Consider the following 13,836-nt stretch of genomic DNA (forward strand, 5'->3'; position numbering starts at 1 on the left):
CTGAGTTAAAAGTTTATCTATGCCAGGAGCTGAGCAAAGAATGCACTCCACCTGTCCTATTATGACTATATTTGTGCCAAAACGACTTTTGGTGACACAAAAAAGTGCAAAAAAATAAACGTAGAGTCTAAATGTTTTCTTATTTTGAGGTGGTATTTTTGCTAAGGTATACCTTGGCTTGTGTCATAAGCTGATGGCTGTGAGGTGTGTCACGATTAGACATTGAATGGGTAAAAATGATACTTTATGAGCTTAACTTATTGATTTTATAGGATTTTCAAGAGTCATCTTGATTTCGATCAGAGGCACTCATAAGATAGATTAAGAAATAAACTGTGGAAACAGGCTGCAACAAGAAATATATAGAGAAATGATTATCGCTCCCAATATTGATGGTGTACAAGGTAATAATGGTCATATTTCATCTGCGTTTGCCGATGGTGATCGCTTGTACCTATTTTTAAATGCGAAACTTGATGCAGATCTACCACCACTACCCGCTGATTTAACACTTGTTACGAATCAGTCGCAGGTTGGTGTTCTATCCCTTAAGATAGAGCATATAGGAAATAGCTCAATCTTGGCTCTCCTTCTAGAAAAGCCTATATCAACTGATACAAACTATGGGATTAAATATCGACCTACCCAATGGCTAATGTGTACAGAGGGGCTTGGTGACTCCATAGAAGCCTTCGACGAAAAAATTTATACCAAGCCTGTGGATGCTCTGGAGCCGGGCCTTCGCTTGAAGGTAAGCTTTGATGCACCTGGCGACTCTGTAGCTGATGAAGAAACTGTTAATGCTCGGCAAGATGCTAATGCTTATGTGGTTTGCGCTACGGAGTTTCGTATTGAATTAGGGTTTGGGCATGAACTGAGTACTGCAATCCCCCTTAATCCCAATGAGTTTAGAGCTGAACTAGAAGATCGCTGGCTGAAGATTACTTCTGTTAAGTATGTGAAGCCTCGCTCCAAATCTTCACCGGAAATACATCTTGAACTATCAGAGCCAATGGCGACGGGAGCCACCGTGCTTGTGGCTTATCGCTCACCAATTGGCCGTCTTAAAACCATCTCAGAGGATTCGATCGCAGGCTTTGTAGTTGAGGCTGTTGTCGATGGTGGTAGTTACGGGATACTCGATGCTGAACGCGACTCTGATGCTATCATCGATGATGCAAAAACTCATCGCAGTGTAAGTCCTGCACATCCATCTAACCAAAAGCCTGTTACTATCGCGCTAGTTGCCAATGATTCATCCAATCATGAGCCTGAAGATAATAATGTTAAAGAAGAGGCGATAGCGCTTGAGGGCAGCAGCGATGACATAAGCACTGATAGCTTAAGCCCAGCCGATAGAGCGCTCAATCTAGAGCAGGCATTAGAGAATCATTCGGTAGTAAAGGGCCAAAGAGCCCAGCGTGTTCTTGCTAAGACGCAAGAGTCTAAAATTATTGATGAAGTAGATACCGCGCAAGCGAGTAATGGCTCTGGCTCCGAAGATATGACCAATGCTCTGGCCGAATTCGATAATCCGGATCAAGCAAGCCAGATATCAAGTGCGGATGATAATAGCTCAGCGCCGGGTAAGAATAAAAATTTTCTTTCTAAGCTAAAAGCTAAGAGCAGCTTTACTACTTCTTCCCAGGAGCCTTTGAGTCTAACTGCGAAGTTGATCTATGTGGTCCCCATTGCGATCTTCTGTTGGTTGCTATTCATCATTTGTATTTATATTGCGACCATCGCGTTTGATATCGACTTGAGTATCTCTTCCCTGTTCTCTGGCGGCAACAAACAAAATACAGCTGAAGTTTGTACTCTGAAATCTTCCGATGGCAGCGTTTACGAAGGCGAGTGTAAAGACGGCATTAGACATGGGCAAGGTATTTATACGTGGGTGTCGGGCAACCGCTATGAAGGTGCTTGGAAGGAGGGCAAAAGGCATGGTAAAGGCAAACTCGTTCATGCGTCTGGTGCAGTTTATGATGGTAATTTTTCAGATGGCTTAGAGCATGGGCGCGGCATTATGACCTGGCCTAACGGTGCTCGCTATGAGGGTGAATATAGCCAAGGTAAGTTTCATGGTATCGGTATTTACACCAGTGCTCAGGGTAATCTCTACGAAGGCATTTTTGAGAACGGTAGTATGACTGCGAACGGGGATTGCACAATGGCAACGGGCGAGCAATATCCCGGCCCTTGTAAGTCTAAATAAAGGGTTATTTAAAGGCTCCCTAGGTAATCATTGAGGCGAGATTCTAACTGATTATAGTTGTTCACTAAGCTTGGCATGAGTTCCGATATTTTGTTCTGGTCCCCGATTTTAGCAGCGCTTTCGAACTCCGCCATCACCTGATGTAGAGCCGTTGCTCCCAGATTACCTGAAACTCCTTTAATCGTATGAGCAATATCGCCGATCTCTTTGAATTGGCTTTCTTTACACATACTGGTTAGCTCATTAATACGCGATGGCATATCGCTCATAAACATCTCCACTAAGCGTTTTACTCTTTCTTCTTTTCCTCGTACTCTTTTTAGCAGACTATCGTAGTCCCAAGCACTGCTAATATTTTGTGTTGGCAACGAGGCATCTTCAGTTTTCACCGCGTCGAATGCTACTTGCTTGAAAAGCACCTGTTTTAGTTTTGTTTCTAATATTTCAGGGTCTAATGGTTTACTGATGTAATCATTCATACCTGCTTGTAAACACTTCTCTTTATCGCCTTTCATTGCATTGGCAGTAACTGCGATAATCGCTATATCTGCATTTGATGCTCCAGCTTTTCCCTGGCGTATTTGTCGTGTAGCTTCATAACCGTCCATCCCTGGCATTTGGCAGTCCATTAACACGAGTTTGTATGCTTGCTTCGATACGCTTGCTTGTAATTCTTCGATCGCCTCTAAACCGCCGGAAGCAACATGCGTACTGACCTGCAACGCCTCGAGTAAATTGCACGCGACTTCTTGATTAATAGGGTTATCGTCAACTACTAATACACGTTTGCTGTCGGTGGGTTTACTTGGCTCTTTATTTTCTACTGGTATATCGTCAGATAAATCGCTTTCTGGTATGACTTCTACTTGTTTTTTTACCGAAGCCCCAGGTTGACGATTCTGTTCATTTGCAAAAAGTTTATGTAGATCTTTAGGTGTAACAGGTTTTGTTAGATAATCATCAAAGCTATCTTCATGGAATTTGTTATTACTGCTATGCCTATTAAAATAGTTCATCTCAATAAAGCGCGTTTTGTCTGAATTATTTGCTGTTTGCAGCTTGTGTTTTAATTCTACACCCAAGGAAGCGAACAATTTAATCTCGATAAAAATGAGATCAAATGGCTTGCTTTCACGTAATTGACACACCTCAATAGCATAACCACTATCGACTGCGTAGACAACCTCTGCTCCCCATAATGTGAGTTGTCGTTTTAATAATTTACAGTTTGTAAGGTTCTTATCAATGATTAAAATACTTAATCCGTTAATTTGAGGCGATGTAACATTATTATCACTATCGAGACTTTTCTCCATAGACACTGAAAAGTTAAAGCAGCTGCCTTTTTCTCGGCCTTCCTCTAAACTGATATTGCCATCCATAAGTCTGCAGAGTTTTTTTACAATAGCTAATCCAAGCCCTGTACCGCCAAACTCCCGCGTTGTCGATGCATCAACTTGGGTAAAAGCATCAAACAATAGTGCTCTTTTCTCGTCAGGAATTCCAATGCCTGTATCGCTTACTGAGCCATGAAAAACATATTTTTCGCCATCGTTCTCAATACGACATGTGATAATAATTTCACCGCTTTCTGTGAATTTAATTGCATTGCTCACAAGGTTGGTAAAAATTTGGCGTAGACGTCCTGGGTCCCCTTTTAGCCACGGGTTGGTGATTGCCGTCATATCTAGAATAAGTTCGATATCTTTTTCTTCTGTTTTTAGAGCCATCGACTCGGTAAAGTCACTGATATGGGTATATAAATCGAAATTAAGTAGCTCAAGGTGCATTTCCCCGGCTTCTACTTTAGAGAAGTCTAAAATATCATTGATAATAGCTAATAGAGAATCTGCACTTGATTTGGCAATATCAATTTGGCGCTGTTGTTTTTCATTAAGTTTACTGCGTGCAACAAGATTCAGCATCCCGATAACGCCATTCATTGGTGTGCGTATTTCATGACTCATTGTAGCCAGAAATTGATTTTTTGCTTCGGTGGCTGCTTCAGCTTTATTTTTGGCTTGTATTATATCGTTCTCAATTTTTTTTCTGTCGGTAATATCTTGAAATGAGCCAAATAACCTAACATTTTTACCATTATGAAAATCACCCTTACCTGAAGCCGCCACCCATATCTCTCTTCCTTTTGCGGTGATCATTGGCAGCTCAATATTCCACGGTGTACCTTTTTCTATCCCCTGCTGAACGAGCCGAGTAATTTCTTCGCGGGACTCACCTTCTTTATAAAAGTTAATCGCTGAAGCCAGCTCTGGTTGATAGTCCTCTGGCACTTCATGAATTTTTTTCGTCATTGAAGACCAGTAAATTTTATTATTCTGCAAATCTACTTCCCATGCACCAATCGACCCTAGCAAGCTCATCTGTTCAAGCATATCTTGTTGTTGTGCGAGCTTTAAAGAAGCAATTTTTTGATCGTTGATATCGGTAGCGACAAAAATAAACCCTTCTAATTTACTATGGTCATCAAGTAATGGGTTGCCACTGAGGCTTACCCAATAAGGTTGCCCATTCTTTCGATAATAAATAGTTTCTACATCAAATTGTTGTAGATGATTCATCGCGGATTTTATTTTTTCCGAAGCGTCAATTGGCGTTTGTGAACCGTGCAGAATCTGGTCAGGTGTTTTATTTTTAACATCTTCAAAACTGTAGCCAGATAGACGTGTAAAACCTTCGTTAATCCAATCGATTAATCCTTCGGTATTAGTAATGAGTATGCCATTGGTTGACTCACTGGCGATACGTGAAAGTCTTTTTAATTGCTGCTCAGCAATTTTTCTATCATTAATATCTATGCGAGTGCCCACCATCCGTTTGGGTTTACCGTCAGAGTGCCACTCTACTACTTGACCTGTATCGAGTACCCATATCCAGCTACCATTCTTATGCTGTACACGAGATTCAAAAAAGTAACGGTCGGTTTTTTTATTCCAATGTTCATACATTGCCTGGTCAGAGTATTTTCTGTCGTCGGGATGCATGAGTTGCATCCATGTATCAGTAGTTATCAGCCCTAATTCTGATAACTCATAGCCTATTAATTCAGCCCACTGTTCACTTAGTGATATTTCCTGGGTCTGTACAGACCAGTCCCAGGTTCCTGCTGCAGTACTATCCAGAATAAGTTCGATTTTTCGCGTATTTTCTAATAGAGTTTGTTCATATTCTCTTTTATTAGTTAACAAGTGATTGAATGCTTGAGCTAGCGTATTTATTTCATTATCTGTCTCCACTGACACTTCCTGCTTTTTTCCTCCATGGGCGATATCTAACATGGCGTCTCGCAAATTTAGTATGGGGCGGGTGATTTTTGAAATTAATATCTGAGTAAATATAATGACGGTGAAGATTGTTAACAGCTCTAACATAAGCGTCGTCATTGCAATAGAACTGAGTGCCTGCATGGCCTCATCTTCATCGATTTCGCTTACCAGGGCCCAATTAATATTCGCAATTTGGATAGTATTGATGATGCCAATTACTTGATTGCCTTGTGGGCCTTTATAATGGCTAGCGTCATTACTCATATTTTTACGCTCAGATGCTGGTAATCTGAGCCATTGCAAAATTGGTTTTGTAGTAATAGTTTGTTTTAATAGTTCCCCAGGACTATTTTTATAGGCGCTGCGAAGATAAGCATCATCGCCAACTAGGTAGTGAGTAAGGCTTGAGCCAGTATTGACAATTAATGCATTGATTATACGATCAAATCTAATTTGCATTACAAAAGTGCCAATAATCCCGCCATCGTTATGTATTTTGTCATCCACATGCATAGGCGCGACCATAAAACCCGTAATTTTGTTTTTGTCTTTCTCATATAGGGTTTTATTAGAAAATTGAATGCTATCTAATTCAATTGCTTGTTTTATGTTATCGGCAATCCCGATGTTGCCAATATCATCAATCAATAAATTAGCACCTAACTTGGGGCTTGGTAGCTCGCTATATAAAACGTTTCCATCGATGTCAATTAAATATAAATTCTCGATGTAATCGTATTGCTTTATAAGACGTTGTAGCTCACGATGAGGTGTTCGTACGATGCTACGCCATATATCCGTTTGTACAAATTCTATTGGTGTCAAATTACTTTGTTTTAAGCGGCTCTTTAGCTGCTGCAGCATAGCGCGGTTATTGTGGGAATCTGATTGGTTAATAATATCGAACATACGATATTCGAACCAATTTCTTACAAAGCGTGCGGCAAGCACAGATGTATTTCGCAATTTTTGATCAGCTAGATGATAAACATCTGATTTAGTCTGTTGGTAGCTTATTAGAGCAAATATGGTCAATGGCACTAGACTGAAAAATAAGAACCAAAACTTTAAAGTATTGGCAATAGATCCTGGCGCTTTTGATGTATTCACTTGCTTTGAGCTCAACTCTAATTAACCTCTATCTAACAAAAACCAGAACCAGTTAATTAATAAGCTTAGATAGTAAACTAAGGATTTGCCCTATAAATAATTGACAAGTGGTCAAGATGAAAAAAGCGACTGCTATAATTAAAATTCTTGACGCAAAGGATAGGTTTTAATGTGTTAATTTGTGCCTAGTCAATAATTTGGCACTATTAAAACGATATATATTAATATTTTCATATAACTGTAATCTAAAGTTAAAAAAACATTCTTCTTGCGTTCATTGAACGACAGTAGCCTGCCACACCAAACAATTCCCTTTGTGATAGCGAAATCAATAAATAGAGAGGCGAACATGGCTATATTAGGTCCGTTGAGTGAATCAATTCGCAAGACTTTGCTCGTTACCGTGCCAGTGCTAGCGCTGGCGGCGTGTAGCGGTGATGATGGAAGTAATGGTACTAACGGCACCAATGGTACTAATGGTACCAACGGTACTGACGGCACTAATGGAACTGACGGGGTGAGCGCTGCGATAAATGCAGCGGGTGTAGTACTCGACGGTCCTGTTATGGGAGGTAAAATATTTGTTTATACTGCCGCCCAAGTTGATGCAGCAGTGACTGCTGCTAATGCTGCGGCAGATCGTGCAGCTGAATTGGAAGCGCAAAACCCAATTGCGATGATTGATCGTAATCCGGCCGACGGCAATCTATTTAAAGTAGATATTCCTGCTCAGTACGCAGGCCAACCTATCTTCTTTGTGTTCGATAGTGCTGGTGCTCAAGATATGACATTTATGGACGAGCCTTTTGATATGGAATCTGTCGCTATGGCGAGCAGCGCTGGGACTAATCAAACTGTGAATATTACGCCACAGTCAACCATGATTGCTCAGCTGGTACGTAACTCTCTTGATCCTGACGGTGATGGCACTGTGATTGCCGATACAGAAATTGCTAGTCTAGTGACAAGTCTATCGGCTAATGTTGTTGCAACTACAGATGAGCTACCAGAGGGTTCTGACCCTATTTCTGGATTAGACACGGCATTGCTAGAAACAGCTGCTACTAGAGTTGGTCAATTTGTACGTGATGCTGATGCTTTACTTGGCTTGGATCGCGAACAAACACTTTTTGTTTTGGCTGCTGATGCTGCTGATGGTGTAATCGATGGTGTTGCGCCAGCAACGATCACATTAAGTACCGAGCAGACAACAGCTATTGCCAACATTGATAACATTGATGAAGTCATCGATGCGGGTGTTACGGATATTAGTGCAGATACTTCCGTTCGCAGTCCAGTTCACGCTGCAGATAAACATCTAAAATTAGCATCGGGTCTTAGTGCTGATTTCTTAACTCGCACCATTGGTCACCATGCGGATCAATTTGCTTGGTATCCAAGTGAAAATCCTACTCACCAAATTTGGTGTATCGAAAATGGTTCTGAAGTTATTAATAGCGACACTGGAAAAATGAATCCTGGTGTTCAGCGTGTTTCTCTTGCGGATGGTTCTGTTGAAACTATCATCCGTGGTATGGCTCGTTGTGACGGTTTACGTACTACGCCTTGGGGAACCATCCTTGCTACTGAAGAAACGGGTGATGGGGCTGCTTACGAAATTCTTAACCCACTAACGACTACCAACTTAACCATCACTAATCGCGGTGCAGCAGGGGAGGCAGCAACTATTGTCGATGCCGCTGGCGCTCCTTCAGATTTAGCCATCAAGCGCACAGCATTACCTACCATGGCTTGGGAAGGTCTGGTTGTTCTTGCTAACGGTGTTGTGATTGGCGGTGATGAGCTGCGTCCTGGTAGTTATGAATTAATGTTAGATAACGCAGGTCAAAGTGTAAGCTTTGGTGGTGTTACTGACGGCGGTGCAATTTTTAAATTTGTACCTAGTACTTTAAACACTGCCACTTCAATTAGTGCTCTTTCTGAGTCGCCTCTCGTCGCCGGTTCCACTTGGGCGATGCAAGTAAAATGTAGCAGCTCTCAATTTGGTCAAGGTTGTGAAGTGGGTGAAGCTGCTTGGGTATCCGTAAACCCTGCTACTGCACGTACAGATGCAAACATCGCTGGCGCAACGGGTTACTATCGTCCAGAAGATATGCATATCGATCCAACTTATAGCAATGTCGACAACGCTAACGCCATTCGCTTTTGCTGGGCTAATACTGGTAATCGAGGTGCTCAACACTGGGGTGAGGTTATGTGCGGTATCGATACTGACCCAGCTGAGGCCGATGGAGACTTTACTGATCACGATGTCACTATCTATCGTTTTATCGAAGGTGACAGCGAATTAAATGCACCAGACAACCTAGCGTTCCAACCTAATACTGGTATTTTGTATGTAGTTGAAGATAACGCTCACGGTGATATTTGGGCGTGTTTGCCAGATGGCGACGACCAAGGTCTGACGTCGGATGGTTGTGTGCGTATTTTATCATTAAATGACACTTCCGCTGAGCCTTCAGGTTTTGGTTTTAATAACGAGGGTACAGAAGCATGGGTTTCTATTCAGCATTCGCGTGATGACGCCTTCGATTTAGTCGACGACTTCCGCACAGACGACATCGTGCATATTACAGGCTTTGCGACTCCTACAGAAACTGCTGGTAATCGAACCACTATGGCTGGTGCAGATTCCATGAATGTTTATGGCTTCGGCGCTCCTTTAATTGCGTCTAACGCGGACACCATTGACCGTGAAGGTGAGATCGAAGGCATTGTTGGTATCGATACTTCTCCTGCTAATGCTTTTGGTAATGGTGGCGATGCTTCTGCTTACCTTGATTTAGCTGATGGCCTAAGCGCAACTTTCCTTACACGTACCGCTTCTGAGTGGTGGGATCAACACAGCTTTTATCCTGCTGGTAATAACCCAACTCATATGATTGGCTGTATTGAAGAATCTCGCGGTTTAGTTGACGATGGCACTGCCAATAAATTTAAGCCAAGTGTACAGCGTGTTAACCTTAGTGACGGAACTATCGAAACTATTTTGCGCGGTATGACTCGTTGTGATGGTATTCGCACAACTCCTTGGGGCACAATCCTAGCGACTGAAGAAGCGGGTGATGGTGCAACCTATGAGATCCTAAATCCATTAACGACCACCAACGTAGTGGTGGCAAATCGTGGTGGTCCAGGTGAGGCCGCCTTAATTGTACAAGGTGATAACAATGGTGTATTCACTGGGACAGAAGCGGCTCCTACTTCACCTGATGCTACTAACCTTGTGATCAAGCGTACAGCACTTGCTACTATGGCTTGGGAAGGTTTAATCGTACTTGACAGTGGTGTGGTTGTCGGCGGTGATGAACTGCGTCCTGGTTCATACGAGCAATACTTCTTACCCAATGGTCGTCGTGTTGATGACAACAGTGATGGTTCTGAATTGCTTATTAACCGAGATACTAACGGTGGTGCAATCTTCAAATTTATTCCTAGTACGCCACGCACTGCTAGCACAACAATTAGCGATTTAGCTGACTCTCCTCTGGTTAGCGGTAGCACTTATGCGATGCAAGTAAGTTGCCGTGACAGTCGCCAACAAGCAGGTCAAGGTTGTGAAGTTGGTAACGCTGCTTGGCTTGAAATCGACCCTAACAATGCGCGTGTTGATGCTAATGATAAAGGCGCTACCGGTTACTACCGTCCTGAAGACTTACATCTTGACCCAAGTTATGTTGCCGCTGCGCCAACGCCAGACGCTGTTCGTTTCTGCTGGGCAAATACCGGTAACCCAAGTGTTGAAAACGGTGGTGAAATTATTTGTGGTGTTGATGCCAACCCTCTAATGGCAACTGCTGATGAGCGTACTGTTGTTGTTAACCGTTTTGTTGAAGGTGATGGCGACTTTGCTGCGCCTGATAACGTTGCTTTCCAACCAGGTACAGGTGTGCTTTATGTTATTGAAGACCGCAGCGATGGTGATGTTTGGGCTTGTTTGCCAGATGGCGCTGACCGCGATATTAAAACTGACGGTTGTGTGAAAATGCTTTCCATCGCTGTACAAGGTGCAGAGCCAACAGGTTTTGCTTTCACTCCAGACGGCAATACAGCGTATGTTTCAATCCAGCACGCAGGTGGTAGTGTCTTGTTTGATGGTAACGACTCCGATGACTTGATCCGTATTACTGGCTTCAACACGACTTTAGCTAACCAGTCATTTGGTGTTGATTTTGAAGCAGCCTTGCATTCAAACTCAGTGGCCTTGTTTGGTTTCGAAGGTCCATTGGCTGCATCATCTACTGTTGGTGATCAATAAGCTTTTTGATTTAAAAATGGGCGGGTCAAGGTTTTACTTGCTCATTCTTTAACTCTCTATAATTTTTAACTCTCAATAAAAAGTTGTCGAGTCAATTAAAAAATGGATTGCTTGGTCAATCCATTTTTTTTTGCCTTGTGTTTTTCTCTACATACTATTTTAAATGTCACTTAAATCTAGTTAAAATGTTGTTTTAACGTTATTTAAAACAAATACCTTTCTTTTTCGTTTGTCATTTTTTCGTCACTTTCCGTTGTTAAAATTCGACAGAATATTTAATTCTAATAAATAGGCGTGAGAATGAATCGTATTTGTTCATTACTTGTTAATTACTCTGCATCAATTTGTATTACTCTTTCGTTAATTGCTTGCGGCAAAAATGAGTCATCTACAACATCAAATATTGTGGAAGATACTAAACCTAAATCTTCTACTACAGTTACCAATACGAAAAATGTCTCAGCGGAAAAAAATATTGACCAGGCGACGCAAAATAAAATTCAGCAAGAAAAAGATGCGAAGTTTGTAAAAGCTGTGCTCAGCTCTTCTTCTAGTAGTCAATCAAGACTATATAATGTCGAGGCAGTCATCCCATCTCAGTGCTACACCAAGACGGAAGGGAAAAATAACCCTTGCCTTACATGCCATCAATTTACTTTTGCTAACGAAGGCCGTGCCAACCGCATGGACGATGGCGATTTACAGGGTGACTACGGTTTCTCTGACGTAGGTGTAAAGAATCACTGGAAAAATCTATTTGAAGATAGGACGGAGCGTATAGCCGCCATTCCCGATGACGAAATTTTAGAATATATTAACCAGGATAATTACTCAGCATTGGCGCCAAGTCTTGTTGCGCGTGGCTGGAATGGGTGGGTTCCCGATCTTGCTGATTTGCAATTAGGAGCGCAAGCATTTGACGAAAATGGATTTGCAAAAGATGGTAGTGGTTGGGTTGCTTTTAACTATATGCCACTACCCAGTACATTTTGGCCCACTAACGGTTCTACTGACGATGTGATGATTCGGCTCCCTGAAAAGTTTAGAACAACAGCAGCAGGAAAATATGATCGCAATATCTATGTTTTAAACTTAACTGTTGTTGAAGCGGCGATTAAAAATTTTAGAACCCTTAGTATTCCGACAATGAATGAGGTCGCTTTGGGTTTTGATATCGATGGTGATAATAAACTGGAAAATGCCGTTAGTGAAATGCGTCGGCCCACGCGTTATTTCGGTGCTGCTGCAGATGAGAAAGTATCAACGTTCTTATATCCAGTGGGTACTTCTTTTCTTCATACGGTGAGATATATCGGTGTTAATGATAAAGGTGATATTTATGTGCCAAAGCGAATGAAAGAAGTTCGCTACATGGTGAAAACTGAATTTCATGAAAAATCCATGCTCGGCAATTTTTATGCAGAAGAGCAACGTGACAAAATGGAAGGTAATTTACCTCGCTATCCTACCCTTGGTGATAAGGGGCTTAATAATAAATTTGGCTGGCATCTTATTGGATTTATTGAAAATGCCGACGGACACTTGCGCCAACAAGTCTATGAGGAAAATTTATTTTGCATGGGGTGTCATACCACCATTGGTTCTACAATAGATCAAACTTTTGCATTTGCCAGAAAAGTCGACGGTGCAGCGGGTTGGGGGTATATCAACTTGCGAGGTATGCAAGATGTACCTGTTTATGGGGAAACCATGGGAGGTATCGCTTCATACTTACAGAAAGTAGGTGGCGGTAATGAATTCAGAGGCAACGATGAATTACAAGAAAAATACTTTCCAAACGGTAAATTGGATTTAGCAGCGGTTAACAAAGCAAAAGACGTGTACGAACTCATTATGCCTTCGCGCAGACGGGCTCTTGATCTTAACAAGGCGTATCGAACAATTGTGCAAGACCAAGACTTTATCTTTGGTCGAGACGCGAATATCAAGCCTTTGAAAAATGTTTTTGAAAGTATCGATACTGAAATAGAACCACTTGAGAAAAAATTTCGCAGTAGTTTTGATATGCGCTTAGACTGGAGCAAAACTGAGAGTTAAATTTCTTCTTGCTGTTAATGAATGTCACGAAATTGAAAACAATATACTTTATTGTTTTTGAAGGAGCGGGAAGTCTCCTTCATACTGCTCGACGCGCAGGTATATATTAATGATAATAGATAAACGCATTAGAACATCTCTACTGGCAATTGCTGCCGATCTTTCTTTGACATTCGTCAAACTCTTGCTGGCAGTAGTCACTGGCAGCTCTGTTATTCTTGCTGATGCGTTTCATTCTCTTACTGATCTGTTGGTTTCTCTGGTACTGTTAAGCAGTATTGTGGTTAAAATTTCCCAGGAAAGAAGAAATAGTCAACTAGGCATTGCTGTAGCTCACAGATTAGAATCATGCCTTTCGATTTTGGTAGCTGTAGTAATACTTTATCTGCCTTTTGAGATTATTAATGAAGCGCAACAGGAAAAAGAAGCCATTTCTAATATTTGGCTTGGTATTATTGGTATGACAGCTGTTATCTCTGTTGTTGCATATATGTCTCATTTAAAAATCTGCACAGGCCGAGATACATCATCCCCCGCCTTGGAAGCTGATGGCTATCATAGCTTGGTTGATGTTTTCACTTCCATAGCCGTGCTACTTTCACTTGTATGCCATGTTTTTGGCGTTTATCTAGATAGTGCTATTGCTATTATTATCGCAATGGTTATTGGTTTCTCCGGCGTGCAGTTGTTATTGGCTGCGGTTAAAGATTTCATTAATAGTGAAGCATTGGCCAAAACTGTAGCCAAGAGCGAGTGTTCCCAAAGCACTGTATAATTGACTGCCGTATCATCCCTTTGTAAGTATCTTAAGTGCGCTGCCACTTTCATTACATTCCTATGTAGGCCAGTTTTTGCTGGGCTTTGTGTGTCGTTCACGTTAATCTTGCCAC

General features: G+C 41.8%; 5 protein-coding genes. 4 read left to right on the top strand and 1 reads right to left on the bottom strand.

The window, feature by feature from the left end:
* Positions 1–370 precede the first annotated feature (370 nt).
* Positions 371–2,215, top strand: coding sequence for an MORN repeat-containing protein (locus tag BVC89_RS03590; RefSeq protein WP_086929892.1), 1,845 nt, complete (start codon positions 371–373; stop codon positions 2,213–2,215).
* A gap of 8 nt (positions 2,216–2,223) precedes the next feature.
* Here BVC89_RS03590 and BVC89_RS03595 read toward each other — a convergent pair whose 3' ends face one another.
* Positions 2,224–6,609 carry a response regulator gene (locus tag BVC89_RS03595; RefSeq protein WP_158657767.1) on the bottom strand — a complete coding sequence of 1,462 codons (4,386 nt, stop codon included), beginning with the start codon at positions 6,607–6,609 and terminating at the stop codon, positions 2,224–2,226.
* Between the two features lie 349 nt (positions 6,610–6,958).
* Here BVC89_RS03595 and BVC89_RS03600 point away from each other — a divergent pair, with 349 nt between their 5' ends.
* From BVC89_RS03600 to BVC89_RS03610, 3 genes are all read left to right on the top strand, one after another.
* The gene (locus tag BVC89_RS03600; RefSeq protein ID WP_103654231.1) at positions 6,959–10,888 is read left to right on the top strand and encodes an alkaline phosphatase PhoX; all 3,930 of its coding nucleotides are present in this window, start codon (positions 6,959–6,961) and stop codon (positions 10,886–10,888) included.
* A 300-nt stretch (positions 10,889–11,188) separates the two neighbouring features.
* Entirely contained in the window at positions 11,189–12,946 is a 1,758-nt protein-coding gene (locus BVC89_RS03605; protein WP_086929895.1) for a hypothetical protein, read from the top strand.
* A 109-nt stretch (positions 12,947–13,055) separates the two neighbouring features.
* A complete protein-coding gene (locus BVC89_RS03610; protein ID WP_086929896.1) occupies positions 13,056–13,721 on the top strand; it encodes a cation diffusion facilitator family transporter in 666 nt (221 codons plus the stop codon).
* Positions 13,722–13,836: the final 115 nt, after the last annotated feature.

Source organism: Agarilytica rhodophyticola (assembly GCF_002157225.2).
GTDB lineage: Bacteria > Pseudomonadota > Gammaproteobacteria > Pseudomonadales > Cellvibrionaceae > Agarilytica > Agarilytica rhodophyticola.

What these genes read in the sequence shown, in the direction of transcription:
- BVC89_RS03600 (WP_103654231.1), top strand. Translation starts at nt 6,959, where the DNA reads ATGGCTATATTAGGTCCGTTGAGTGAATCAATTCGCAAGACTTTGCTC.
- BVC89_RS03605 (WP_086929895.1), top strand. Translation starts at nt 11,189, where the DNA reads ATGAATCGTATTTGTTCATTACTTGTTAATTACTCTGCATCAATTTGT.
- BVC89_RS03590 (WP_086929892.1), top strand. Translation starts at nt 371, where the DNA reads ATGATTATCGCTCCCAATATTGATGGTGTACAAGGTAATAATGGTCAT.
- BVC89_RS03610 (WP_086929896.1), top strand. Translation starts at nt 13,056, where the DNA reads ATGATAATAGATAAACGCATTAGAACATCTCTACTGGCAATTGCTGCC.